The following is a 23,989-nucleotide window of genomic DNA, read 5'->3' as shown; positions in this document are numbered from 1 at the left end:
GCATTATAGGGAGTTATTTCAGGCTGACAAGTTAAAAATACAAAAAACTTATCAAACGATTACTTTTTACTCAACCCTTCTATTTTTGCCTGGTTTTTAAACAAAAACGAGCCCCGCAGGGCTCGTTTATTGTCGTTTTGTGACTTACTGCACTGCCACGATACGGTCGTCGTTCACTTCCAGGCGAATGGCTTTGCCAGGAATCAGCTCCCCAGACAAAGTTTGCTGCGCCAGCGGGTTTTCGATCTGTTGCTGGATAGCGCGTTTCAATGGACGCGCGCCATATACCGGATCGTAACCATTCGCGCTCAGCAGTTTGAGCGCTTCGTCAGAGATATGGATTTCATAGCCACGCTCTTCCAGACGTTTATACAGACGCTGCAGTTGGATCTGAGCAATAGAAGCAATGTGCTGCTCACCCAACGGATGGAATACCACAACCTCATCTATACGGTTGATAAATTCCGGACGGAAGTTATGGCTCACAACGCCCAGCACCATATCCTTCATGTGGCTGTAATCAAGCTCGCCAAAACGTTCCTGGATCAGATCGGACCCCAGGTTCGAAGTCATGATGACCACCGTATTACGGAAGTCGACCGTTCTCCCTTGCCCGTCAGTCAGACGACCATCGTCAAGCACTTGCAGCAGAATGTTGAACACATCCGGATGCGCTTTCTCCACTTCATCCAGCAGGATGACAGAGTAAGGACGACGGCGCACTGCTTCAGTGAGATAACCGCCCTCTTCGTAGCCGACATATCCCGGAGGCGCACCGACCAGACGAGACACCGAGTGTTTCTCCATAAACTCGGACATATCGATACGCACCATTGCATCGTCACTGTCGAACATAAAGTTTGCCAGCGCTTTACACAGTTCAGTTTTACCGACACCGGTCGGCCCAAGGAACAGGAATGAACCAATCGGACGGTTCGGGTCAGACAGCCCAGCACGGCTACGGCGAATCGCGTTAGATACCGCTTCAACCGCTTCGTTCTGGCCAATCACACGGCTGTGCAACTCCTGCTCCATACGCAACAGTTTTTCCCGTTCGCCTTCCAGCATGCGGGCAACCGGGATCCCCGTCCAACGCGCCAGCACTTCAGCAATTTCTGCATCGGTCACTTTGTTACGCAACAGACGCATAGTTTTACCTTCCGACTGGGTAGCGGCTTCCAGCTGTTTTTCCAGCTCCGGAATTTTACCGTACTGCAGCTCGGACATCCGCGCCAGATCGCCCACACGACGCGCCTGCTCAATGGCAATCTTCGCCTGCTCCAGCTCAGCCTTAATCGTCTGAGTACCAGATAGCGAGGCTTTTTCCGCTTTCCACTCTTCTTCCAACTCAGAATACTGGCGCTCTTTGTCGTCCAGTTCTTCGTTGAGCATATCGAGACGCTTTTTACTCGCCTCATCAGACTCTTTCATTAATGCCTGCTGTTCCAGTTTGAGCTGGATAATACGGCGGTCGAGTCTGTCCAGTTCTTCCGGCTTGGAGTCAATCTGCATACGAATGCTGGATGCCGCTTCATCGATTAGGTCGATAGCTTTATCCGGCAACTGACGGTCGGCAATATAGCGGTGAGACAGCGTCGCTGCCGCCACAATTGCCGGGTCAGTGATCTGCACATGGTGGTGCAGCTCATAACGCTCTTTCAGACCACGTAAAATGGCGATGGTGTCTTCTACTGAAGGTTCAGCCACAAACACTTTCTGGAAACGACGTTCCAGCGCCGCATCTTTTTCGATGTACTGACGATATTCATCGAGCGTGGTTGCGCCTACGCAGTGCAGTTCCCCACGCGCCAGCGCCGGTTTCAGCATGTTCCCGGCGTCCATGGCGCCATCGGCTTTACCCGCGCCAACCATGGTGTGCAGCTCATCAATAAACAAAATGACGTTGCCTTCTTGTTTAGAGAGATCGTTCAGCACACCTTTTAAACGTTCTTCAAACTCGCCACGATATTTCGCCCCGGCCACCAGCGCGCCCATATCCAGCGCCAGTACGCGGCGGCCTTTTAAGCCTTCCGGCACTTCGCCGTTGATAATACGCTGCGCCAGCCCTTCAACGATGGCAGTTTTACCGACGCCAGGTTCACCAATCAACACCGGGTTATTTTTAGTACGACGTTGCAGCACCTGAATGGTGCGGCGAATTTCTTCATCACGACCGATAACCGGATCGAGTTTGCCCTGTTCGGCGCGTTCGGTCAGATCGACGGTATATTTTTTCAAGGCCTGACGTTGGTCTTCAGCTCCCTGATCATTCACGCTTTCACCTCCACGCATTTGTTCAATTGCCTGAGTGATATTGGCGGTCGTCACCCCTGCTGATTTTAATAAATCGGTCAGCGTACCGCGTGACTCAAGCGCCGCCAGAACGAACAGTTCTGACGAAATAAAGTTGTCCCCTCGTTTTTGCGCCAGCTTGTCGCAAAGATTCAGTACGCGCACCAGATCCTGAGAAGGCTGCACATCACCGCCGGTGCCTTCTACCTGCGGCAAGCGGCTCAGCGCCTGGTCAATGGCTGTACGTAACTGGCCGGCATTAATGCCAGCAGAGGTTAATAAAGGACGTACCGATCCCCCTTCCTGATTCAGCAAGGCGCTCATTAGATGAAGTGGTTCGATGAATTGATTGTCGTGCCCCAATGCAAGTGACTGGGCATCGGCAAGAGCAAGCTGGAATTTATTAGTAAGACGATCCAGACGCATAACTCCTCCCATAACAGGTCAAAATTGCTACTGGAGATTAAATGAGGTCATCCCTCAATTATTCAAGGTGAATGACCTGAATTATGTGAAAAGAAAATTACACGTACCGGATCGTCTTGATTCTTTAGGTTATATCAGCCAAATAAAACTTGCCATACGCCCCGTGGTATTGTCGCGACGATAAGAGAAGAAAGTCTCACTTTCGCTGAAGGTGCAACGGTCACCGCCATAGAGGTTCGTCACACCAACATTTGCCAGACGCTGGCGCGCAAGCTGGTAGATATCCGCCAGATATTTGTCTGCGCGCGGTACAAATGCGAGGTCCGCCTGCGAATCTTTCGCCATAAACGCTGTGCGGACTTCTGGCCCCACTTCGAACGCGTTCGGGCCAATCGCCGGGCCTAGCCAGGCAATAATATTTTCAGGTTTGTCGGCAAAACACGCCACCGTCTCTTCCAGCACGCCGGCGCATAATCCACGCCAACCCGCATGAGCCGCCGCAACTTCCGTACCTGCACGATTACAAAATAATACGGGCAGACAGTCCGCCGTCATCACCGCACACACCGTGCCCGGCGTATTGCTGTATGACGCATCCGCACGTTTGGATGAGTACGGCTCGCCCGTCAGTTTCAGGACGTCCTTACCGTGGACCTGTTCCAGCCAGACTGGCTTTGAAGGCAGATTGCCCGCAGCAAACAGTCGTTTGCGGTTCTCTTCGACATGCTCCGGGTTATCGCCGCAATGGGCGCCCAGATTCAGCGAATCATAAGGCGGCATACTGATACCGCCAATACGGGTAGAACTACATGCCGCAACACCTTGCGGTAGCGGCCACTGCGGGACAATTAGCTTACTCATAACCAGGCAATATCATCCTTATGTTCTTCGAAATCAGCGCGCATCACTTCAATCAGTTCCACCATATCTTGCGGAATTGGCGCGTGCCATTCCATTTCGATACCGGAAATCGGGTGATACAGACGCAGCATGGTCGCGTGCAGCGCCTGACGGTCGAACTTACGCAATACGGAAATAAATTCGTCAGAAGCGCCTTTCGGTGGACGCGGACGGCCGCCGTAGACCTGATCGCCCACCAGCGGATGGGTAATATGCGCCATGTGCACGCGGATCTGGTGCGTTCGTCCGGTTTCCAGACGCAACCGCAGACGCGTGTGCACACGGAAGTGTTCCATAATGCGATAGTGCGTCACCGCCGGTTTACCCATCGGGTGTACCGCCATGTGTGTACGCTTGGTCGGGTGACGGCTAATCGGCTCTTCAACGGTTCCGCCCGCTGTCATATGACCAATCGCCACGGCTTCGTACTCACGGGTAATTTCGCGCAGCTGTAATGACTCCACCAGACGCGTTTGCGCCGGAACGGTTTTTGCCACCACCATTAATCCGGTCGTGTCTTTGTCCAGACGATGGACGATACCCGCACGAGGAACATCCGCAATTGGCGGGTAGTAATGTAGCAACGCATTCAATACCGTGCCATCAGGATTGCCTGCACCCGGATGCACCACGAGGTCACGCGGTTTGTTGATAACAAGAATATCGTCATCTTCATACACGATATCCAGCGGGATATCCTGAGGCTCAAAACGAACCTCTTCGTCAATTTCTGCATTGATGGAGACCTGCTCTCCACCCAACACTTTTTCTTTCGGTTTATCGCAAAGATTGCCATTTACCAGCACGCGCTGGTCGAGGATCCATTCTTTTATGCGCGATCGCGAATAATCAGGGAACAATTCGGCCAAAGCCTGATCTAAGCGTTGACCGAGCTGATTTTCGGAGACTGTTGCGGTGAGTTCTACTCGTTGTGCCATAAACTGCTTCTTTGTTTAACGTTGGGTTTTACGGCTTTGCCGTTTAATATAGTGTGCTATTGTAGCTGGTCTTAACCGGGAGCAGGAACAGAGAATCTCCCGTAAAACATTTTGAGGAAAGTCAAAACGTCATGACGCGCATGAAATATCTGGTGGCAGCAGCCACGTTGAGCCTGTTTTTGGCGGGTTGCTCTGGTTCAAAGGAAGAGGTGCCCGATAATCCGCCAAATGAAATCTACGCGACTGCTCAGCAAAAGCTGCAGGACGGTAACTGGAAACAGGCAATAACGCAATTGGAAGCGTTGGATAACCGTTATCCATTTGGACCGTATTCTCAGCAGGTGCAATTAGATCTCATCTACGCCTACTACAAAAACGCCGATCTGCCACTTGCTCAGGCTGCCATCGATCGTTTTATTCGTCTTAATCCGACACACCCTAACATTGATTATGTCATGTATATGCGTGGCCTGACCAATATGGCGTTGGATGATAGCGCACTGCAAGGATTCTTTGGGGTTGATCGCAGCGATCGCGATCCACAACATGCCCGAGCTGCGTTTAATGACTTTTCCAAACTGGTACGTGGCTATCCGAACAGCCAGTACACCACTGACGCCACTAAACGTCTGGTGTTCCTGAAAGATCGTCTGGCGAAGTATGAATACTCCGTTGCGGAATATTACACTGCCCGTGGCGCATGGGTGGCGGTGGTAAACCGTGTGGAAGGCATGCTGCGCGACTACCCGGATACCCAGGCAACACGTGATGCTCTACCGTTGATGGAAAACGCTTATCGCCAGATGCAAATGAATGCGCAGGCAGAAAAAGTAGCGAAAATCATTGCCGCCAACAGCAGTAATACCTGATTTACCCCCCAAGGGCTGCCGTTTTTTTATCCGTTTACGCCATAACTGAAGCGGTTTAGCTCCGACGCATCTCATCAAATATGGCCTGCTTTCTGCTATTCCTCAAGTAAAAAATCGCTTGTTCCTGCGGTGCCTCACAAAAAGGTTTTCTTGACAAAAAGCGACAAAATAATGTGATTTAAATCACGCATTTTGACATTAAGAACGGTATGCTGGAATCACCAAGACGGGAAAGACAAGAGGTAAAATTTATGACAATGAACATTACCAGTAAACAAATGGAAATTACTCCGGCAATTCGCCAGCATGTCGCAGACCGTCTCGCCAAACTTGAAAAATGGCAAACTCATCTGATTAATCCACATATCATTCTGTCTAAGGAGCCACAGGGTTTCATTGCTGATGCCACCATCAATACACCGAACGGACATCTGGTCGCCAGCGCAAAACACGAGGATATGTACACCGCAATTAACGATTTGATCAACAAGCTGGAACGGCAGCTCAATAAAGTGCAGCACAAAGGCGAAGCCCGTCGTGCAACAACTTCAGTCAAAGACGCCAACTTCGTCGAAGCAGAAGAAGAGTAGTCCCTTACATTGAGTGTATCGCCAACGCGCCTTCGGGCGCGTTTTTTGTTGACAGGGTGAAAACAGTACGGGTACTTTACTGACGTAGCCAAAGGAAAATTACATGAAACTTGTCCCGTTCTTCTTCGCATTCTTTTTTACCTTCCCCTGAATGGGAGGCGTTTCGTCGTGTGATAAAGAATGCGAAGACGAACAATAAGGCCTCCCACAACGGGGGGCCTTTTTTATTGATAACAAGAAAGGCAACACTATGACATCGGAAAACCCATTGCTGGCGCTGCGCGATAAAATCAGTTCGCTGGATGAAAAATTACTGGCCCTGCTGGCTGAACGGCGTGGGCTGGCCGTAGAAGTCGGTAAAGCTAAACTGCTTTCACATCGTCCGGTACGTGATATCGACCGCGAACGCGATCTGTTAGACCGACTGATTCAGCTTGGCAAAGCGCATCATCTCGACGCGCACTATATCACCCGCCTGTTCCAACTGATTATCGAAGACTCCGTCCTGACTCAGCAGGCACTGCTCCAGCAACACCTGAACAAAATTAACCCGCATTCCGCGCGCGTCGCCTTCCTTGGACCAAAAGGCTCATACTCACACCTCGCCGCACGTCAGTATGCTGCCCGTCATTTTGAACAATTCATTGAAAGCGGCTGCGCGAAATTTGCCGATATCTTTAATCAGGTCGAAACCGGACAAGCTGACTATGCGGTCGTCCCGATTGAAAACACCAGCTCCGGTGGGATTAACGACGTCTACGACCTGCTGCAGCACACCAGTCTGTCTATCGTTGGCGAGATGACTATTACGATTGACCACTGCGTACTGGTATCCGGCACAACCGATCTCGAGACCATTGATACGGTATACAGCCACCCGCAGCCGTTCCAACAGTGCAGCAAGTTCCTGAGCCGTTACCCACACTGGAAGATTGAGTACACCGAAAGCACCTCAGCGGCAATGGAAAAAGTTGCACAAGCTAACTCACCGCGCGTAGCCGCACTGGGGAGCGAAGCCGGAGGCGTACTGTATGGTTTGCAGGTTCTCGAGCATATCGAAGCTAACCAGACACAAAACATCACCCGCTTTGTGGTACTGGCACGCAAGGCTATCAATGTTTCCGACCAGGTTCCGGCGAAAACCACGCTGCTGATGGCAACAGGCCAACAGGCCGGTGCGCTGGTTGAAGCGCTGCTGGTACTGCGCAACCATAATCTGATTATGACTAAACTGGAGTCACGCCCGATTCACGGCAATCCATGGGAAGAGATGTTTTATCTTGATATCCAGGCCAATCTGGAATCCCCCCAAATGCAAAAAGCGTTAAAGGAATTGGGGGAGATTACGCGTTCGATGAAGGTGCTGGGATGTTACCCGAGTGAGAACGTGGTGCCGGTCGATCCGAGTTAACGTGACAATGCCGGATGGCGCCAGGCTTATCCGGCATCTTACTTAAGGACGGCTGTCATTCGCCTGGCGCAGCAAAGTACGGCTTTCGCTCTGGAAGCGTTTCGCATAATCGCCAAACCAGTGTTCCACCTTACGGAAGCTGTCGATAAACGCTTGCTTATCGCCCTGCTCCAGTAAACCAATCGCCTCACCAAAACGTTGATAGTAGCGTTTGATCAGCGCAAGGTTGCTCTCAGACGACATAATGATATCAGCATAAAGCTGCGGATCCTGGGCAAACAGGCGTCCAACCATCGCCAACTCAAGGCGGTAAATCGGCGAAGAGAGCGCCAGCAATTGTTCCAGTTGCACGTTTTCTTCCGCCAGGTGCAGACCATAGGCGAAGGTCGCAAAGTGACGCAATGCCTGAATAAACGCCATATTCTGGTCGTGTTCAACGGCGCTGATCCGATGCAGCCGCGCGCCCCAGACCTGAATCTGTTCCAGGAACCACTGATAGGCTTCCGGCTGACGTCCATCACACCAGACAACCACCTGTTTTGCCAGACTGCCGCTGTCCGGACCAAACATGGGATGTAACCCCAGCACCGGACCATCGTGCGCTGCCAGCATCGCCTGTAAAGGACCATTTTTCACCGATGCCAAATCGACCAGAATACAGTCAGACGGCAGACGCGGTAATTTGGCGATCACCTGCTCAGTGACGTGGATCGGCACGCTGACGATCACCATGCCTGCATCAGAGACGATCTCCGGCGCGCGATCCCAGTCCTGCTGTTCCAGGATCCGCACCTGATAACCTGACAGAGTGAGCATTTTTTCGAAAAGACGCCCCATCTGACCACCGCCGCCGACGATCACCACCGGCCGCAGAGAAGGACAAAGCGTTTTAAATCCTTTGTCATTTTCACTGGAGTAAGACTCGCGCATAACCCGGCGCAGCACATCCTCAATCAGATCCGGCGGTACACCAAGGGCTTCCGCTTCCGCACGGCGTGAAGCCAACATAGAGGCCTCCCGCTCCGGCACGTAAATCGGCAGCCCAAAGCGGCTTTTTACTTCACCGACTTCAGCAACCAGCTCCAGGCGGCGTGCCAGCAAATCCAGCAGCGCCTTGTCGACTTCATCAATTTGATCGCGTAATGCGGTCAATTCAGCAACCATAACCAACCTCTTATGCTACACGCGCCGACAGCTGGCCGTTTAAATCCTGGCTAATTTCACGCAGCAGCGCATCCGTCATTTCCCAGCTAATGCACGCATCGGTTACGGACACACCGTATTTCATTGCGCTGCGCGGCTGTTCGGAAGACTGGTTGCCTTCATGAATATTACTTTCAATCATCAAACCAATGATCGAGCGATTGCCATCTTTGATTTGCGCAATCACGGATTCAGCCACGGCAGGCTGACGGCGGTAATCTTTATTGGAGTTACCATGACTGCAATCTACCATCAGGGAAGGTCTTAGTCCCGCCTGCTCCATCTCTTTTTCGCATTGGGCAACATCTGCCGGGCTGTAGTTCGGCGCTTTGCCGCCACGCAGGATCACATGACCGTCCGGATTGCCCTGAGTTTGCAGCAGCGCTACCTGCCCTGCCTGGTTAATACCGACAAAACGGTGTGACTGCGCCGCGGCACGCATGGCGTTGATAGCGGTGGCCAGGCTGCCGTCAGTGCCGTTCTTAAAGCCAACCGGCATCGAAAGACCAGAAGCCATTTCACGGTGAGTCTGTGATTCCGTGGTACGCGCACCGATTGCTGACCAGCTAAACAGATCGCCCAGGTACTGCGGGCTATTAGGATCCAGAGCTTCAGTTGCCAGCGGAAGTCCCATATTTACCAGTTCAAGCAGCAGCTGACGCGCAATTTTCAGTCCTGCTTCAACATCAAAAGAGCCATCCATATGAGGATCGTTAATTAACCCTTTCCAACCAACGGTAGTACGGGGTTTTTCAAAATAGACGCGCATCACCAGGTAGAGGTTATCGCTGACCTCTGCGGCAAGGGCTTTAAATCGACGAGCGTACTCAATTGCCATTTCAGGATCGTGAATGGAGCACGGACCACATACCACCAGCAAACGCGGATCGCGACCGGAGATAATATCTGAAATGGTTTTACGCGACTGGGCGATTTGCGCCTCTTGCGCCTGGCTCAGCGGAAATTCAGCTTTCAGCTGCTCCGGAGTCATCAGAACCTGTTCGTCGGTAATATGTACGTTGTTCAGCGCGTCTTTTTGCATGATGGTGATCCTGTTTAGCTCGTTTGCGATAGTTGATCCTCAGCGAGGAGGAAATAACGATATCACAACAGGTAAAGATTTCAATCCATAATCCGTAAATTTTACTTTACATCATGCTATTAAGTACTAAATAAAGCCCATCTGTATGTATATTTAAATTTACACCCGCCCAATATCAGATCCACTATGCTTAAAAAAACGCGGGAGAACAGGCAATGAAGCAACTCATCAGCACCTTATTGATACTACTTCTGAGCGGCTGTCAGATAGATCCCTACACTCACGCTCCTACCTGGACAGGAACCGACTGGTACGATGCCGGGATACGCGATGCCATTTCAGGCTATGCGGTTAAAGATAATGAAATTCTTGCCGACAATTACAATGATCCAGAAGTCGATCGTACGGAATATCTTAAGGGTTACGCCGAGGGACAACGTAAAACCTGCCAGCAGGATTTTGTTTACGCCAGGGGTCTGGCCGGGAAAACCTTTCCCCCAAGTTGCGATACGGTCGAAAATGTTGACCAGTTACACAACGCCTGGCAAAAAGGGGAAAACGAAGCTAATGCCTCTATAAGATTAAATTAAACAATAGCTTATATTTTATAAGCACATAAGATTTAACTTAAATTATCAATAGCTTTATACCCGGAATAATGACGACTTAGGAAAATAATGTTATTTTGTCTCAAACAATCTTGAGTGTATTTCGACGCTTTACGGCAACCGCTGGTAGGTAACTATTCATGAGCTATTCTTACCGACTCATACTTCTACTGGCACTGCCTCCTGACCGGATTACCGCTGTACGCCCAGAGCGTTACGGAAGAAGCAAAATCTGTACGCGCGATGGTTTCCGGCATCGTCAGTTATACACACTGGCCTTCACTTTCCGGGCCACCAAAACTGTGTATTTTCTCTTCATCGCGTTTTTCCAGTGTACTGGTAGATACCAGTACTGGTGCTTTACCCTATCTTCCCGTCATCATTCGTACGGAACAAGAAATATTAGTTGCGCAGTGTGATGGTTTTTATTTTGGAAAAGAATCCCCTGGTTATCAGGTGGAATTAAAGAATAAATATCCGACAAAGGCACTGTTATTAATCGCTGAACAGAATCCCGAATGCGTTATTGGCAGTGCCTTTTGCCTCATAATTAAAGATGAAGATGTGAGATTTTCCGTAAATATGGATTCCCTTTCACGCAGTGGCGTAAGGGTCAGTCCAGACGTATTGATGCTTGCACGGAATAAAAAGCATGGATAAGGGCCATTCTCCCATAACACGCCCGACGTTTAAGCGGACATTACGGCGTATCAGCATAATCAGCGTCCTGGTCACCATGACGTTGATCTGGCTGCTGCTTAGCATTTCCTCCGTGCTGGCATTAAGACAGTATGCGCAAAAGAACCTGGACCTGACCGCAGCCACTATGACTCGGACACTTGAAGCTGCATTAGTCTTTTCTGACAGTGTTGCGGCCACAGAAACACTGGCGGCGCTAGGGCAACAAGGGCAGTTTTCCGTAGCGGAAGTGCGTAATAAAAATCAGAACGTGATTGCCACCTGGCGCTATGACGCGCAGGACACCACTGAAAAGATCAGCGGTCTGATCAGCCACTGGCTGTTTCCGCAACCGGTCACACAGCCCATTTTGCACAATGGCAGCGTGATTGGTGAAGTGCGCCTGACGGCACGCGATAGCGTGATCAGCCATTTCATTTATCTGTCGCTGGCCGTTCTTACCGGATGCATTCTGCTGGCATCAGGCATTGCATTAATGCTCACTCGCTATTTGCACAATGGCGTAGTAGAAGCCCTGCAAAATATAACCGAGGTGGTACATGATGTCCGTACCAACCGTAACTTTTCACGACGTGTTTCAGAAGAACGCATCGAAGAATTTCATCTTTTTGCCCAGGATTTCAATAGCCTACTGGACGAAATGGAGGAATGGCAACTTCGGTTGCAGGCAAAGAACGCCCAGCTTTTGCGTACCGCGTTACATGATCCTCTGACAGGACTGGCAAATCGCGCCGCATTTCGCAGCAGCATTAACGCCCTGATGAACGACGATGCTGCCCGCAGCAGTTCTGCATTGCTATTCCTTGATGGTGATAATTTTAAATTTATTAACGATACCTGGGGCCACGCAGCGGGCGACCGTGTCCTGATTGAAGTTGCAAAAAGGCTGGCCGAGTTTGGAGGTGATCGACATCACCCCTACAGGCTTGGCGGCGATGAGTTTGCCATGGTGCTGTATAGCGTTCACTCAGAATACGAAGTTCAGCGTATCTGTGCCGCACTGTCGCAAGCGTTTAACCGACCTTTTGACCTGCACAATGGTCATCTGGCAAGCATGACACTCAGCATTGGCTTTGCGCTGACGTGGGAACATGCCTCTGCCGAGAAATTACAAGAACTTGCCGATCAAAATATGTATCAGGCCAAACATTTGCGTTCTGAACGCATTATTAAATAAGGAATTACACACATGTTAAAACGTCTATTTTCACCGTTTTTTCTGCTTTTACTGATCGTGGCAGGCTGTCAGGCACCTCAGGGAAAATTTACCCCAGAGCAAATTGCAGCTATGAAATCGTACGGATTTAGCGAAGTTTCAGGAGACTGGTCTCTTGGCCTTTCTGACAATATCCTGTTTGATAAAAACGACTATAAGCTCCGTCCGGAAAGTGAAAAGCAGATTCAGGAAATGGCATCCAAACTGGCTGCTACCGGGCTAAACCATGCACGTCTGGACGGTCATACGGATAACTACGGCGAAGACAGCTACAACGAAGCTCTGTCGCTCAAACGCGCAAATGTCGTGGCCGATGCCTGGGCACAAGGCGCTAATATTCCCCGTACCAATCTGACCACCCAGGGACTCGGGAAGAAATACCCTATCGCCAGTAACCAGACCTCAAAAGGTCGTGCTGAAAACCGCCGTGTCGCGGTAGTGATCGCCACACCGTAATCATCCCCGGCTGACTGTATCCAGAGAGTATGTAAAATCCCCCGGCAGTCAGTCTGTTCCCATAAATAAATATCGCGATAAAAAAAGGGCCAGCCTTTCGGCCAGCCCTTTTCTAACAGGATGTCGCTTGCGCGAATCTTAGTTAAGACGCTCTTTGATACGAGCAGACTTACCAGTGCGCTCACGCAGGTAGTACAGTTTAGCTTTACGAACAGCACCACGACGTTTAACAGCAATGCTGTCAACTACCGGAGAGTGAGTCTGGAAGACACGCTCAACGCCCTCGCCGTTGGAAATTTTACGAACAGTGAATGCAGAGTGCAGACCGCGGCTACGAATAGCGATAACCACGCCCTCAAATGCCTGCAGACGTTTTTTGGAACCTTCAACAACCCATACTTTCACTTCCACGGTATCACCCGGACGGAAGGAAGGTACGTCCTGCTTCATCTGTTCTTGTTCAAGTTGCTTAATAATGTTGCTCATAATTTAATCTCTTATCCTGGGTAAACTGATATTGGGGGCTTACGCCTGCCCATCATGTTTATGTTGCTGTTGTGCGTGTTCCTTTTTGAACTCCGCCAGCAACCTTACTTGCTCTTCAGTCAGAGCCAGGTTTTCCAGAAGTTCAGGTCTTCTAAGCCAGGTCCGGCCCAGCGACTGTTTCAAACGCCAGCGACGTATCTCAGCGTGGTTCCCCGACAGTAATACTGCCGGTACTTCCATCTGCTCTAACACTTCAGGTCGGGTATAGTGTGGACAGTCCAGCAACCCGTCAGCAAACGAATCTTCGATTGCTGATGCTTCATGACCCAGAACCCCCGGAATAAACCGGGAAACGGAGTCGATCAGCGTCATTGCCGGTAACTCACCACCACTGAGGACGTAATCGCCGATTGACCATTCTTCATCAATTTCGGTTTGAATCACGCGCTCATCGATACCTTCATAGCGACCACACACCAGAATCAGCTTTTGATTCGTGGCCAGTTCGCTGACGCCCGCTTGATCAAGCTTGCGTCCCTGAGGTGACAGATAAATCACCTTTGCGCCTTCACCAGCCGCAGCTTTTGCTGCATGAATGGCGTCCCGTAAGGGTTGCACCATCATTAACATCCCCGGTCCGCCGCCGTAAGGACGATCGTCCACGGTACGGTGCCGGTCATGAGTAAAGTCTCGAGGACTCCAGCTCTGGACGTTCAGCAGGCCATTTTTTACTGCCCGGCCAGTTACCCCGTAATCGGTAATTGCGCGGAACATTTCAGGAAACAGGCTAACGATACCTATAAACACAAGCCAATCCCCATAACGCCGACTTTTACCGTTTATCCGGTGGTTTAAAAACCAGGATCCCAATCTACTTCGATAGTACGAGTAGCGAGATCGACTTTCTTGATAACCTGCCCATCGAGGAACGGTACAAGACGTTCCTTGATACCAAACGCATCTTTCAGGTTTGCCTTGATGACGATGACGTCATTCGAACCGGTTTCCATCATATCGACGACTTTACCGAGATCGTAGCCTTCGGTGGTCACTACCTGGCAGCCCATAAGGTCTTTCCAGTAGTAGGAACCATCTTCCAGCGCTGGCAACTGCGAGGAATCCACGACAATTTCACAATTGGTCAGTAGATTCGCCGAATCACGATCGTCAACGCCTTTCAGCTTGATGATCAGATCCTGATTGTGGTGCTTCCAGCTTTCCAGCTGTACTTGCTGCCACTGACCCGCCTTCTGGATAAACCAGGGCTGATAGTCAAAAATGCTTTCGGCGTCTTCAGTGGAAGAAAACACTCTGAGCCAACCACGAATACCGTAAGAAGACCCCATTTTCCCCAAAACGATGGGTTCCACAGGAGCCTGCGCGGCGAGTTGCTTGCTCATCATGACCACCGTGACAGATTAAGCTGCTTTGTTTGCTGCTTTGATCAGCGTAGCTACGCGATCAGAAATAGTCGCGCCCTGGCCAACCCAGTGAGCGATGCGATCCAGATCCAGGCGAGTGCCTTCTTCTTTTTCGCTAGCGATTGGGTTAAAGAAGCCAACGCGCTCGATGAAGCGACCGTTGCGTGCATTACGGCTGTCGGTGACAACAACCTGGTAGAACGGACGCTTTTTAGCGCCGTGACGAGCTAAACGAATAGTAACCATAACATCCTCTTGTGTGAATAAAACACCGGGCCCCATCGAGGGAAGGGACCCGGTGTCATATTAAAAGCCCGAAAATTTTACTGATTTCTGGGAAAAAAGCAATCAACAGTTAATAACTCTGCTGTAGAAGGCCGTCGGCGGCGCAGCGAGTTCGGTGCCGGCGTGCGCGCAGCCACCGCAGCGTACACACAGTACGTGAGGATGGCGAGCACACCCCGGTGCCGAAGTAGCAAGTGAGCCAGGCCGGGAAATTAGCGACCCGGGAAGCCTGGCGGCATCATCCCCTTCATACTCCGCATCATCTTCGCCATCCCGCCTTTCTTCATTTTCTTCATCATGCGCTGCATGTCGTCGAACTGTTTCAGAAGGCGGTTAACGTCCTGTACCTGCATACCGCAGCCGGTAGCAATACGGCGTTTACGGGAACCTTTGATGATTTCCGGCTTAGCGCGCTCTTTCATCGTCATCGAGTTGATAATGGCTTCCATACGCACCAGCACTTTATCGTCCATCTGCGATTTCACATTGTCAGGGATCTGACCCATGCCCGGCAGTTTGCCCATCAGGCTTGCCATACCGCCCATGTTTTTCATCTGCTTGAGCTGCTCAAGGAAATCGTTGAGATCGAAGCCGTCGCCTTTTTTCAGCTTGCTGGCTAATTTCTCTGCCTGCGCGCGGTCAACTTTGCTTTCGATATCTTCGATCAGCGACAGCACGTCGCCCATGCCGAGAATACGTGAAGCAATACGATCCGGGTGGAAAGGCTCCAGCGCTTCGGTTTTCTCGCCGACACCGAGGAATTTAATCGGCTTGCCGGTGATATGACGAATAGAGAGCGCCGCACCGCCCCGCGCATCACCATCAACTTTGGTCAGCACCACGCCGGTTAACGGCAGCGCTTCGTTAAAGGCTTTTGCGGTATTCGCGGCATCCTGGCCGGTCATCGCATCGACAACAAACAGCGTTTCTACCGGCTTGATAGAAGCGTGGACCTGTTTGATTTCGTCCATCATCGCTTCGTCAACGTGCAGACGACCGGCGGTATCCACCAGCAGCACGTCGTAGAATTTGAGTTTGGCTTCTTTCAGCGCGGCGTTGACGATATCGACCGGTTTTTGACCGACATCCGACGGGAAGAAGTCTACACCGACCTGCTCGGCCAGCGTTTCCAGCTGTTTAATCGCCGCCGGGCGATAAACGTCCGCGGAGACCACCAGCACTTTCTTCTTGTGCTTCTCACGCAGGAATTTCCCCAGCTTACCAACGCTGGTCGTTTTACCCGCACCCTGCAAGCCCGCCATCAGTACGACGGCAGGCGGCTGAGCAGCCAGATTCAGGGTCTGGTTTTCTTCGCCCATTGCTGCAACCAGCTCGTTACGGACAATCTTGACGAACTCCTGACCCGGCGTCAGGCTTTTGTTAACTTCATGACCAACCGCTTTCTCTTTTACGCGATTGATAAACTCACGCACTACCGGCAGCGCTACATCAGCCTCCAGCAGCGCCATGCGCACTTCGCGCAGCGTCTCTTTAACGTTGTCTTCAGTAAGGCGTCCACGGCCACTGATATTGCGCAGCGTGCGCGACAAACGATCGGTTAAATTATCAAACATTGTCTCTCGCCTGGGGTGGAAACGGTCGGTCGCGACAGCGACACATCAACAGAAATTTGTCGCAGTATAACATGAAGCCGCCTTTGTTGTTATGCAACGGTTGGAGCAGCGGTCACGTAACGCTATACTGCTTTTCTTTATCACTGGCCAACTGTCGACACCTAATATGCCCGTTTTTGCTCTGCTCGCCCTTGTCGCCTACTCAGTCAGCCTTGCGCTGATTATTCCCGCCCTGCTGCAAAAAAACAGCGGCTGGCGGCGTATGGCTATTCTGTCTGCGGTCGTCGCGCTGGTAAGCCATGCTATTGCCCTGGAAGCGCGTATCCTGCCCGGCGGTGAAAGCGGACAAAACCTGAGCCTGTTGAACGTCGGCTCGCTGGTTAGCCTGATGATCTGCACGGTAATGACTATCGTCGCTTCCCGCAACCGTGGCTGGCTATTACTGCCCATTGTCTACGCCTTTGCGCTGATCAACCTCGCGTTCGCGACGTTTATGCCTAACGAGTTCATCACCCATCTCGAAGCGACACCGGGCATGATGATTCACATCGGGCTATCGCTGTTTGCTTACGCCACGCTGATTATTGCCGCACTGTATGCGTTACAACTGGCGTGGATCGACTATCAGTTGAAAAACAAAAAACTGGCGTTCAGCAATGAAATGCCGCCACTGATGAGCATTGAGCGGAAAATGTTTCATATCACCCAGATCGGTGTGGTTCTGCTGACGCTCACTCTGTGTACTGGCCTGTTTTACATGCATAACCTGTTCAGTACTGAGAATATTGATAAAGCCGTTCTTTCTATCGTGGCATGGTTTGTCTATATCGTTCTGTTGTGGGGGCATTACCATGAAGGCTGGCGCGGACGTCGCGTCGTATGGTTTAACGTCGCAGGCGCAGTCATTCTGACGCTGGCCTATTTCGGCAGCCGTATACTGCAGCAGTTCGTGAGTTAAATCTTTAAGGAACCCTACGTGGAACACATCTCCACTACCACGCTCATTGTCACGCTTCTCATCATGGTGGTCATTTCCGCCTATTTTTCCGGTTCTGAAACCGGAATGATGACCCTGAATCGCTATCGTCTGCGGCATCGGGCCAAGCAGGGTAATCGTCAGGCAAAACGCGTTGAAAAGTTACTTCGCAAACCGGATCGCCTGATAAGTCTGGTACTGATCGGTAATAACCTGGTGAATATTCTGGCCTCCGCGCTTGGCACTATTGTCGGTATGCGCCTGTATGGCGATGCCGGCGTCGCCATCGCCACCGGGGTGCTGACGTTTGTGGTGCTGGTTTTTGCCGAAGTACTGCCAAAGACCATTGCCGCGCTGTATCCAGAAAAAGTCGCCTACCCGAGCAGTTTTTTGCTGGCTCCCCTACAAATCATCATGATGCCGCTGGTGTGGTTGCTTAATACCATTACCCGCCTGCTGATGCGCATGATGGGTATCAAAACAGATATCGTGGTGAGCGGTTCGCTGAGTAAAGATGAACTGCGAACGCTGGTCAATGAATCGCGCTCCCAAATCTCACGTCGTAATCAGGATATGTTGCTGTCCGTGCTGGATCTGGAAAAAGTCAGCGTCGATGACATCATGGTGCCGCGCAGTGAAATCATCGGCATTGATATTAACGACGACTGGAAATCAATCGTGCGCCAGCTTTCGCACTCCCCTCACGGTCGCATTGTGCTGTACCGCGACTCACTCGACGATGCCATCAGTATGCTGCGCGTACGCGAAGCCTGGCGATTAATGGCGGAGAAAAAAGAGTTCACCAAAGAGACCATGTTACGCGCGGCCGACGAAATTTATTACGTCCCGGAAGGTACGCCCCTCAGCACCCAGCTCATTAAATTTCAGCGCAATAAGAAGAAAGTGGGTCTGGTGGTCAATGAATATGGCGATATTCAGGGGCTGGTCACGGTCGAAGATATTCTGGAAGAGATTGTCGGCGATTTCACCACATCAATGTCACCGACGCTTGCTGAAGAGGTGACGCCGCAGAATGATGGCTCAGTGATCATTGACGGCAGCGCCAACGTTCGTGAAATCAATAAGGCGTTTAACTGGCACCTGCCGGAGGATGACGCACGTACCGTGAACGGTATTATTCTTGAAGCGCTGGAAGAGATCCCGGTAGCTGGCACACGAGTGCGTATTGGGCAGTACGATATCGATATTCTCGACGTGCAGGACAATATGATTAAACAGGTACAGGTGTTGCCGGTTACACCACTGCGCGAGAGTGTAGCGGACCAGTGAGCATAGTCCGGGCCGGGTAGCGCATCAGCATTACCCGGCCCAGGGCTGATTAGCCTTTGGCTTTCGCCACGGAGACCATCGCCGCACGGATGGTACGTCCGTTCAGGGTATAGCCTTTCTGCATTACCATCAGCACATTACCGGCGGCAACGTCGTCAGACTCTACCATTGCAATGGCCTGATGCACGTTAGGGTCCATCGGCACATCTATATCCGCAACCACCTGCACACCAAACTTCGCCACCACATCCAGCATTGACTTACGCGTCAGCTCAATACCTTCAATCATTGGTGCCATCGCATCATTGTCTTTGTCCGCCACTTCCAGCGCACGATCCAGACTGTCCAGCACCGGCAGCAGCTCGTTGACGAATTTTTCCAGCGCAAATTTATGCGCTTTTTCTACATCCAGTTCGGTACGACGACGCAGGTTTTCCATTTCCGCTTTGATACGCAACACGCTGTCGCGCTCGCGAGTTTCGGCTTCAGCAAGCTGAGCTTCCAGATTCGCAATTTTTTCATCGCGCGGATCCACCTGCTCAGCAGAAGCGTCTGGTTCAACCGCCTCAACTTCTTCGTGCTGATCCATGATAATTTCTTCCGGGGCTTGCCCCTCAGGCGTTTTCTGTTCTTTACTACTCATGAATTTCTCCGCGTTTTTTTCGCATTCATCTCGCTAACCTGGATTATTATGGGGATAAGATTCAGGGTTTCAAGGGAAGTACTCACATTGTCACTAATCTTCGTTACAAGGACCTCGAGAAAATGAACAATCATTTCAAGTGTATTGGCATTGTGGGGCATCCACGTCACCCCACTGCACTGACAACACATGAAATGCTCTACCGCTGGCTGTGCGCCAAAGGTTATGAGGTTATCGTGGAGCAACAAATCGCGCACGAGCTACAGCTGAAAAATGTGAAAACCGGTACGCTCGCGGAGATTGGCCAGCAGGCAGACCTCGCCGTAGTCGTCGGCGGCGACGGCAATATGCTGGGCGCTGCGCGCACCCTGGCACGTTATGACATCAAGGTTATCGGAATTAACCGCGGTAACCTCGGTTTCCTCACCGACCTTGATCCAGACAATGCCCACCAACAGTTAGCTGACGTACTGGAAGGCCACTACATCAGCGAAAAACGCTTTTTACTCGAAGCCCAGGTATGCCAACAGGATTGCCAAAAGCGCATCAGCACCGCGATCAACGAAGTGGTGCTGCATCCAGGCAAAGTGGCGCATATGATTGAGTTCGAAGTGTATATCGATGAAATCTTTGCCTTCTCTCAGCGTTCCGACGGGCTAATTATCTCTACGCCTACCGGCTCTACCGCCTACTCGCTCTCTGCCGGAGGCCCAATTCTGACGCCTTCCCTGGATGCCATTACGCTGGTGCCGATGTTCCCGCATACGCTTTCTGCGCGCCCGCTGGTGATCAACAGTAGCAGCACAATTCGCCTGCGCTTTTCTCATCGCCGTAGCGATCTGGAGATCAGCTGCGACAGCCAAATCGCCCTGCCGATACAGGAAGGTGAAGACGTATTGATCCGCCGCTGTGATTATCATCTGAACCTGATACATCCAAAAGATTACAGCTATTTCAATACATTAAGTACCAAGCTGGGCTGGTCAAAAAAATTATTCTAATTTAACGCCAACCTCTTTACTGTATAAAAAACCAGTTTATACTGTATGTAATTACAGTTATGGTTTTTCATACAGGAAAACAGCTATGTTGGCACAACTGACCATCAGCAATTTTGCTATCGTTCGTGAACTTGAGATCGATTTCCAGAACGGCATGACCGTCATCACCGGTGAGACAGGTGCGGGTAAGTCCATTGCCATTGATGCTCTCGGTTTGTGCCTGGGCGGGCGCGCAGAAGCCGACATGGTGCGCGCAGGCGCTGCGCGAGCCGACCTCTGTGCCCGTTTCGCCTTAAAAGACACCCCAGCAGCCCTGCGCTGGCTGGAAGAGAACCAGCTTGAAGATGGCCGTGAGTGCTTGCTGCGTCGCGTTATCAGCAGCGACGGCCGCTCCCGTGGCTTTATTAACGGTACCGCCGTTCCGCTATCACAGCTTCGTGAGCTGGGCCAGTTGCTGATTCAAATCCACGGCCAGCACGCACACCAGCTTCTGACAAAATCCGAACACCAAAAATTCCTGCTTGATGGTTACGCCAATGAAGCGTCCCTGACCCAGGAAATGACCGCGCGCTATCAGCTATGGCACCAAAGCTGCCGCGATCTGGCGCATCATCAGCAACAAAGCCAGGAGCGCGCAGCACGGGCGGAACTATTGCAATATCAGCTAAAAGAATTGAACGAATTCAACCCACAGCCGGGCGAGTTTGAGCAAATTGATGAAGAGTACAAGCGTCTGGCTAACAGCGGGCAATTGCTCACCACCAGCCAGCAGGCGCTGGCTATCCTCGCGGATGGCGAAGACATCAATCTGCAGAGCCAGCTGTACACCGCAAAGCACCTGGTCACCGAACTGGCAGGCATGGACGGCAAACTTTCCGGTATCCTCGATATGCTGGAAGAGGCAACCATTCAGCTCAGCGAAGCCAGCGATGAACTGCGCCACTATTGCGATCGTCTGGATTTAGACCCTAACCGTTTGTTCGAACTTGAGCAGCGTATTTCAAAGCAAATCTCGTTGGCACGTAAGCATCACGTCTCTCCGGAAGCGCTGCCGCAGTTCTATCAGTCTTTGTTAGATGAACAGCAGCAACTTGACGATCAGGCCGACTCGCTCGAAACCTTAACCCTGGCGGTGAACAATCACCATCAGCAGGCGCTGGAAACAGCAAAAAGGTTGCACCAACAGCGCCAGCATTACGCCCAGGAACTGGGGCAACTCATTACCGAGAGTATGCATACCCTTTCGATGCCGCATGGTCTCTTTTGCATTGATGTAAAATTTGAGGAGCATCATCTGAGCGCAGACGGTGCCGACCGCGTGGAGTTTAAAGTTACCACTAACCCTGGTCAGCCGTTACAACCGATCGCGAAAGTTGCTTCCGGCGGCGAGCTGTCACGCATCGCTCTGGCTATTCAGGTTATTACCGCACGTAAAATGGAAACCCCGGCGCTGATTTTCGATGAGGTTGATGTCGGCATCAGCGGCCCGACGGCAGCGGTCGTGGGCAAAATGCTGCGGCAGTTGGGAGAATCAACCCAGGTAATGTGCGTAACGCACCTGCCGCAGGTTGCTGGTTGTGGTCATCAACATTTCTATGTCAGCAAAGAAACTGACGGCGCAATGACGGAAACACACATGCAGCCGCTTGATAAACGCGCACGTCTGCAGGAGTTAGCCCGCTTACTTGGCGGAAGCGAAGTCACACGCAATACCCTCGCAAACGCAAAAGAACTGCTGGCAGCATAAACTTTTTTCCCTTGTGAAGGTCTGAGTTCAACATAAAATCGCCGACCGACCCGACAGCAAAAGGTTTTAAAGTGGTGAAAGGTCTATTATCATCGGCATATTACATATGAGCCGCGTACTGCTCGGGCCCGAAAAGGAATCAAATCACTATGCGCTGTAAAACGCTGACTGCTGCTGCAGCAGTACTACTGATGTTGACTGCAGGCTGTTCCACTCTGGAGCGAGTGGTTTACCGCCCTGACATCAACCAGGGAAATTATCTGACACCGACCGATGTCGCCAAAGTGCGTACAGGCATGACGCAACAGCAGGTTGCTTATGCTCTGGGTACCCCGATGATGTCCGATCCTTTTGGCACTAACACCTGGTTCTATGTGTTCCGTCAGCAACCTGGACATGAAGGCGTAACTCAGCAAACGCTGACGCTGACCTTTAACAGCAGCGGCGTATTGACCAACATTGATAACAAACCTGCCCTGACCGACAACAAGTAGGTTTGAGAGATCAAAAAAAGGTGCTCAATGAGCACCTTTTTTATTGTCTGTTATTTTTTAGCGGATTTCTCTGCTCGCTGCCTGCGCAGCTCTTTGGGATCGGCAATCAACGGCCGATAAATTTCCACCCGATCGCCGTCATGCAGAACATCAGCAAGCTTTACCGGACGGCTGTAGATGCCCACTTTATTTTTGCTGAGATCGATATCATTACGTAATTCCAGCAACCCGGAAGCGCGGATAGCCTCTTCCACCGTAGCGCCCTGCCGCAGCGTTACGCGCTGTAAATACTGTTTTTCAGGCAGCGCGTATGCCACTTCAACGACAATTTTAGCCGACGCTGACACTGTAAACCTCTTTCGCGCGAACGGTGAAAGCCTGCACCATATTCGAAGCCAGCTCTTTAAAGATGCGGCCAAACGCCAGCTCGATGAGTTTATTCGTGAACTCAAAATCGAGATGAAACTCAATGCGGCACGCGTCCTGGCTTAACGGCGTAAATTTCCAGCCGCCAATCAGTTTTTTAAACGGTCCATCGACCAGATGCATCAGGATGCTCTGATTACTGGTCAGTTGGTTACGCGTGGTGAACGTTTTGCTAATCCCTGCTTTAGAGACGTCCACAGCGGCCGTCATTTGTCCCGGAGTCGACTCCAGTACGCGGCTACCGGTGCACCCCGGTAAAAACTGGGGATAGGATTTAACATCATTCACTAACTGATACATCTGCTCCGCACTGTAAGGTACTAAAGCGGTCCGGCTAATCTGAGGCATAACAATTTCCATCAATATCAATCACACAAATAATACCATTTATCACTCGCTAAAAAAAACGCTATAGCCCAACTCGTGCTAAGATAGCGCCTTGCGCCCCGCTGGATGAAATGGGGTGTTTTTCGATTCCAGATTACCTATACTGAGCGGCATTATGACGAAGAAAAAAGCACACAAACCTGGCTCAGCCACAATCGCGCTTAACAAACGCGCACGACACGAATACTTTATCGAAGAAGAGTTCGAAGCAGGACTCGCTCTGCAGGGCTGGGAAGTCAAATCCTTGCGCGCAGGTAAAGCCAACATCGGCGATAGCTACGTTATACTCAAAGACGGCGAAGCGTTCCTGTTTGGCGCCAACTTCACACCGATGGCCGTTGCTTCAACACACGTGGTATGCGATCCCACCCGTACCCGTAAACTACTGTTAAACCAGCGCGAACTCGACTCTTTGTATGGTCGCATGAATCGGGATGGTTATACCGTGGTAGCACTTTCGCTGTACTGGAAGAACGCCTGGTGTAAAGTGAAAATCGGCGTCGCAAAAGGTAAGAAACAACACGACAAGCGCTCCGATGTGAAAGAACGTGAATGGCAGGTGGATAAAGCACGTATTATGAAAAATGCCGGGCGATAACCTTCTTTTCT

At 51.2% G+C, this 23,989-nt stretch carries 26 protein-coding genes, 1 pseudogene and 1 other annotated feature; of the genes and pseudogenes, 14 read left to right on the top strand and 13 right to left on the bottom strand.

What is annotated here, in order from left to right; all coding sequences use genetic code 11:
* Positions 1–144 precede the first annotated feature (144 nt).
* The 3 genes from clpB to rluD form a co-directional block, all read right to left on the bottom strand.
* On the bottom strand, positions 145–2,718 hold the full coding sequence (gene clpB, locus FDX14_RS11390; protein WP_137349539.1) for an ATP-dependent chaperone ClpB: 2,574 nt from the start codon (positions 2,716–2,718) through the stop codon (positions 145–147).
* 129 nt (positions 2,719–2,847) lie between these two features.
* Positions 2,848–3,579, bottom strand: coding sequence for a purine nucleoside phosphorylase YfiH (gene yfiH, locus FDX14_RS11385; RefSeq protein ID WP_042313307.1), 732 nt, complete (start codon positions 3,577–3,579; stop codon positions 2,848–2,850).
* Complete coding sequence (gene rluD, locus FDX14_RS11380) at positions 3,576–4,556, bottom strand: 23S rRNA pseudouridine(1911/1915/1917) synthase RluD (RefSeq protein WP_042313304.1); 981 nt, start codon at positions 4,554–4,556, stop codon at positions 3,576–3,578. Before rluD ends, yfiH begins: the two co-directional genes overlap by 4 nt.
* Before the next feature lie 131 nt (positions 4,557–4,687).
* On the opposite strand from rluD, the gene bamD reads away from it, so the two are divergent.
* The 4 genes from bamD to pheA all read left to right on the top strand — a co-directional run bounded on the left by bamD (position 4,688) and on the right by pheA (position 7,426).
* Complete coding sequence (gene bamD, locus FDX14_RS11375) at positions 4,688–5,425, top strand: outer membrane protein assembly factor BamD (protein WP_005130417.1); 738 nt, start codon at positions 4,688–4,690, stop codon at positions 5,423–5,425.
* A 251-nt stretch (positions 5,426–5,676) separates the two neighbouring features.
* The gene (gene raiA / locus FDX14_RS11370) at positions 5,677–6,015 is read left to right on the top strand and encodes a ribosome-associated translation inhibitor RaiA (protein WP_003031244.1); all 339 of its coding nucleotides are present in this window, start codon (positions 5,677–5,679) and stop codon (positions 6,013–6,015) included.
* A gap of 102 nt (positions 6,016–6,117) precedes the next feature.
* Positions 6,118–6,243, top strand: a sequence feature (Phe leader region).
* Entirely contained in the window at positions 6,119–6,166 is a 48-nt protein-coding gene (gene pheL / locus FDX14_RS11365; RefSeq protein WP_100250063.1) for a pheA operon leader peptide PheL, read from the top strand. (Overlaps the previous feature by 48 nt.)
* Positions 6,244–6,265: 22 nt before the next feature.
* On the top strand, positions 6,266–7,426 hold the full coding sequence (gene pheA, locus FDX14_RS11360) for a bifunctional chorismate mutase/prephenate dehydratase (RefSeq protein WP_038642743.1): 1,161 nt from the start codon (positions 6,266–6,268) through the stop codon (positions 7,424–7,426).
* A gap of 42 nt (positions 7,427–7,468) precedes the next feature.
* On the opposite strand, the gene tyrA is transcribed toward pheA, so the two are convergent.
* A complete protein-coding gene (gene tyrA / locus FDX14_RS11355; RefSeq protein WP_044699550.1) occupies positions 7,469–8,590 on the bottom strand; it encodes a bifunctional chorismate mutase/prephenate dehydrogenase in 1,122 nt (373 codons plus the stop codon).
* A 10-nt stretch (positions 8,591–8,600) separates the two neighbouring features.
* The gene (gene aroF / locus FDX14_RS11350; RefSeq protein WP_042313300.1) at positions 8,601–9,671 is read right to left on the bottom strand and encodes a 3-deoxy-7-phosphoheptulonate synthase AroF; all 1,071 of its coding nucleotides are present in this window, start codon (positions 9,669–9,671) and stop codon (positions 8,601–8,603) included.
* A 215-nt stretch (positions 9,672–9,886) separates the two neighbouring features.
* On the opposite strand from aroF, the gene FDX14_RS11345 reads away from it, so the two are divergent.
* The 4 genes and pseudogenes from FDX14_RS11345 to FDX14_RS11330 all read left to right on the top strand — a co-directional run bounded on the left by FDX14_RS11345 (position 9,887) and on the right by FDX14_RS11330 (position 12,650).
* The gene (locus FDX14_RS11345) at positions 9,887–10,261 is read left to right on the top strand and encodes a DUF2799 domain-containing protein (protein WP_042313298.1); all 375 of its coding nucleotides are present in this window, start codon (positions 9,887–9,889) and stop codon (positions 10,259–10,261) included.
* A 158-nt stretch (positions 10,262–10,419) separates the two neighbouring features.
* Positions 10,420–10,939 (top strand): annotated as a pseudogene (gene yfiR / locus FDX14_RS11340) (regulatory sequestration protein YfiR).
* Positions 10,932–12,155, top strand: a complete 1,224-nt coding sequence (gene dgcN, locus FDX14_RS11335) for a diguanylate cyclase DgcN/YfiN (protein WP_042313293.1) — start codon at positions 10,932–10,934, stop codon at positions 12,153–12,155. The pseudogene yfiR and the gene dgcN overlap by 8 nt, the downstream one beginning before the upstream one ends.
* A gap of 12 nt (positions 12,156–12,167) precedes the next feature.
* On the top strand, positions 12,168–12,650 hold the full coding sequence (locus FDX14_RS11330) for an OmpA family protein (protein WP_038642755.1): 483 nt from the start codon (positions 12,168–12,170) through the stop codon (positions 12,648–12,650).
* A gap of 138 nt (positions 12,651–12,788) precedes the next feature.
* On the opposite strand, the gene rplS is transcribed toward FDX14_RS11330, so the two are convergent.
* The 5 genes from rplS to ffh all read right to left on the bottom strand — a co-directional run bounded on the left by rplS (position 12,789) and on the right by ffh (position 16,416).
* Positions 12,789–13,136 (bottom strand): 50S ribosomal protein L19, encoded by a 348-nt coding sequence (gene rplS, locus FDX14_RS11325; protein WP_006687325.1) that lies wholly within the window; start codon positions 13,134–13,136, stop codon positions 12,789–12,791.
* 39 nt (positions 13,137–13,175) lie between these two features.
* Entirely contained in the window at positions 13,176–13,943 is a 768-nt protein-coding gene (gene trmD, locus FDX14_RS11320) for a tRNA (guanosine(37)-N1)-methyltransferase TrmD (protein WP_137349538.1), read from the bottom strand.
* 44 nt (positions 13,944–13,987) lie between these two features.
* Positions 13,988–14,536: a ribosome maturation factor RimM gene (gene rimM / locus FDX14_RS11315; RefSeq protein WP_003031230.1), complete on the bottom strand. Its 549-nt coding sequence runs from the start codon at positions 14,534–14,536 to the stop codon at positions 13,988–13,990.
* Between the two features lie 18 nt (positions 14,537–14,554).
* Positions 14,555–14,803, bottom strand: coding sequence for a 30S ribosomal protein S16 (gene rpsP, locus FDX14_RS11310; RefSeq protein ID WP_003031228.1), 249 nt, complete (start codon positions 14,801–14,803; stop codon positions 14,555–14,557).
* Between the two features lie 251 nt (positions 14,804–15,054).
* On the bottom strand, positions 15,055–16,416 hold the full coding sequence (gene ffh / locus FDX14_RS11305) for a signal recognition particle protein (protein ID WP_006687321.1): 1,362 nt from the start codon (positions 16,414–16,416) through the stop codon (positions 15,055–15,057).
* 166 nt (positions 16,417–16,582) lie between these two features.
* Here ffh and FDX14_RS11300 point away from each other — a divergent pair, with 166 nt between their 5' ends.
* Together FDX14_RS11300 and FDX14_RS11295 are read left to right on the top strand one after the other, a co-directional pair.
* On the top strand, positions 16,583–17,374 hold the full coding sequence (locus tag FDX14_RS11300; RefSeq protein ID WP_042313291.1) for a cytochrome C assembly family protein: 792 nt from the start codon (positions 16,583–16,585) through the stop codon (positions 17,372–17,374).
* An 18-nt stretch (positions 17,375–17,392) separates the two neighbouring features.
* Entirely contained in the window at positions 17,393–18,682 is a 1,290-nt protein-coding gene (locus FDX14_RS11295) for an HlyC/CorC family transporter (RefSeq protein ID WP_137349537.1), read from the top strand.
* 49 nt (positions 18,683–18,731) lie between these two features.
* Here the strand turns inward: FDX14_RS11295 and grpE are convergent, their stop codons facing one another.
* Entirely contained in the window at positions 18,732–19,325 is a 594-nt protein-coding gene (gene grpE, locus FDX14_RS11290) for a nucleotide exchange factor GrpE (protein ID WP_038642760.1), read from the bottom strand.
* Between the two features lie 122 nt (positions 19,326–19,447).
* On the opposite strand from grpE, the gene nadK reads away from it, so the two are divergent.
* The 3 genes from nadK to bamE all read left to right on the top strand — a co-directional run bounded on the left by nadK (position 19,448) and on the right by bamE (position 22,567).
* Positions 19,448–20,326 carry an NAD(+) kinase gene (gene nadK / locus FDX14_RS11285; protein WP_042313284.1) on the top strand — a complete coding sequence of 293 codons (879 nt, stop codon included), beginning with the start codon at positions 19,448–19,450 and terminating at the stop codon, positions 20,324–20,326.
* Positions 20,327–20,411: 85 nt separating this feature from the next.
* Positions 20,412–22,073, top strand: coding sequence for a DNA repair protein RecN (gene recN, locus FDX14_RS11280; RefSeq protein WP_137349536.1), 1,662 nt, complete (start codon positions 20,412–20,414; stop codon positions 22,071–22,073).
* A gap of 149 nt (positions 22,074–22,222) precedes the next feature.
* Complete coding sequence (gene bamE / locus FDX14_RS11275) at positions 22,223–22,567, top strand: outer membrane protein assembly factor BamE (RefSeq protein ID WP_003826401.1); 345 nt, start codon at positions 22,223–22,225, stop codon at positions 22,565–22,567.
* Positions 22,568–22,617: 50 nt separating this feature from the next.
* Here the strand turns inward: bamE and FDX14_RS11270 are convergent, their stop codons facing one another.
* Together FDX14_RS11270 and ratA are read right to left on the bottom strand one after the other, a co-directional pair.
* Positions 22,618–22,914 carry an RnfH family protein gene (locus tag FDX14_RS11270; protein ID WP_137349535.1) on the bottom strand — a complete coding sequence of 99 codons (297 nt, stop codon included), beginning with the start codon at positions 22,912–22,914 and terminating at the stop codon, positions 22,618–22,620.
* The gene (gene ratA, locus FDX14_RS11265; RefSeq protein ID WP_038642770.1) at positions 22,898–23,341 is read right to left on the bottom strand and encodes a type II toxin-antitoxin system toxin RatA; all 444 of its coding nucleotides are present in this window, start codon (positions 23,339–23,341) and stop codon (positions 22,898–22,900) included. The genes FDX14_RS11270 and ratA overlap by 17 nt, the downstream gene beginning before the upstream one ends.
* Positions 23,342–23,495: 154 nt before the next feature.
* On the opposite strand from ratA, the gene smpB reads away from it, so the two are divergent.
* Positions 23,496–23,978, top strand: a complete 483-nt coding sequence (gene smpB / locus FDX14_RS11260; protein WP_043017973.1) for an SsrA-binding protein SmpB — start codon at positions 23,496–23,498, stop codon at positions 23,976–23,978.
* The last annotated feature ends 11 nt before the right edge of the window (positions 23,979–23,989 follow it).

The organism is Citrobacter sp. wls710 (genome assembly GCF_005281115.1).
Classification (GTDB): Bacteria; Pseudomonadota; Gammaproteobacteria; order Enterobacterales; family Enterobacteriaceae; genus Citrobacter; species Citrobacter werkmanii.
Note: the sequence above shows the minus strand (reverse complement) of the source record. Positions and strands in the feature narration are given on the sequence as shown.

What these genes read in the sequence shown, in the direction of transcription:
- aroF (WP_042313300.1), bottom strand. Translation starts at nt 9,671, where the DNA reads ATGCAAAAAGACGCGCTGAACAACGTACATATTACCGACGAACAGGTT.
- FDX14_RS11345 (WP_042313298.1), top strand. Translation starts at nt 9,887, where the DNA reads ATGAAGCAACTCATCAGCACCTTATTGATACTACTTCTGAGCGGCTGT.
- rluD (WP_042313304.1), bottom strand. Translation starts at nt 4,556, where the DNA reads ATGGCACAACGAGTAGAACTCACCGCAACAGTCTCCGAAAATCAGCTC.
- rpsP (WP_003031228.1), bottom strand. Translation starts at nt 14,803, where the DNA reads ATGGTTACTATTCGTTTAGCTCGTCACGGCGCTAAAAAGCGTCCGTTC.
- raiA (WP_003031244.1), top strand. Translation starts at nt 5,677, where the DNA reads ATGACAATGAACATTACCAGTAAACAAATGGAAATTACTCCGGCAATT.
- grpE (WP_038642760.1), bottom strand. Translation starts at nt 19,325, where the DNA reads ATGAGTAGTAAAGAACAGAAAACGCCTGAGGGGCAAGCCCCGGAAGAA.
- ratA (WP_038642770.1), bottom strand. Translation starts at nt 23,341, where the DNA reads ATGCCTCAGATTAGCCGGACCGCTTTAGTACCTTACAGTGCGGAGCAG.
- FDX14_RS11330 (WP_038642755.1), top strand. Translation starts at nt 12,168, where the DNA reads ATGTTAAAACGTCTATTTTCACCGTTTTTTCTGCTTTTACTGATCGTG.
- rimM (WP_003031230.1), bottom strand. Translation starts at nt 14,536, where the DNA reads ATGAGCAAGCAACTCGCCGCGCAGGCTCCTGTGGAACCCATCGTTTTG.
- bamD (WP_005130417.1), top strand. Translation starts at nt 4,688, where the DNA reads ATGACGCGCATGAAATATCTGGTGGCAGCAGCCACGTTGAGCCTGTTT.
- bamE (WP_003826401.1), top strand. Translation starts at nt 22,223, where the DNA reads ATGCGCTGTAAAACGCTGACTGCTGCTGCAGCAGTACTACTGATGTTG.
- yfiH (WP_042313307.1), bottom strand. Translation starts at nt 3,579, where the DNA reads ATGAGTAAGCTAATTGTCCCGCAGTGGCCGCTACCGCAAGGTGTTGCG.
- ffh (WP_006687321.1), bottom strand. Translation starts at nt 16,416, where the DNA reads ATGTTTGATAATTTAACCGATCGTTTGTCGCGCACGCTGCGCAATATC.
- pheA (WP_038642743.1), top strand. Translation starts at nt 6,266, where the DNA reads ATGACATCGGAAAACCCATTGCTGGCGCTGCGCGATAAAATCAGTTCG.
- clpB (WP_137349539.1), bottom strand. Translation starts at nt 2,718, where the DNA reads ATGCGTCTGGATCGTCTTACTAATAAATTCCAGCTTGCTCTTGCCGAT.
- smpB (WP_043017973.1), top strand. Translation starts at nt 23,496, where the DNA reads ATGACGAAGAAAAAAGCACACAAACCTGGCTCAGCCACAATCGCGCTT.
- FDX14_RS11300 (WP_042313291.1), top strand. Translation starts at nt 16,583, where the DNA reads ATGCCCGTTTTTGCTCTGCTCGCCCTTGTCGCCTACTCAGTCAGCCTT.
- rplS (WP_006687325.1), bottom strand. Translation starts at nt 13,136, where the DNA reads ATGAGCAACATTATTAAGCAACTTGAACAAGAACAGATGAAGCAGGAC.
- recN (WP_137349536.1), top strand. Translation starts at nt 20,412, where the DNA reads ATGTTGGCACAACTGACCATCAGCAATTTTGCTATCGTTCGTGAACTT.
- nadK (WP_042313284.1), top strand. Translation starts at nt 19,448, where the DNA reads ATGAACAATCATTTCAAGTGTATTGGCATTGTGGGGCATCCACGTCAC.
- tyrA (WP_044699550.1), bottom strand. Translation starts at nt 8,590, where the DNA reads ATGGTTGCTGAATTGACCGCATTACGCGATCAAATTGATGAAGTCGAC.
- dgcN (WP_042313293.1), top strand. Translation starts at nt 10,932, where the DNA reads ATGGATAAGGGCCATTCTCCCATAACACGCCCGACGTTTAAGCGGACA.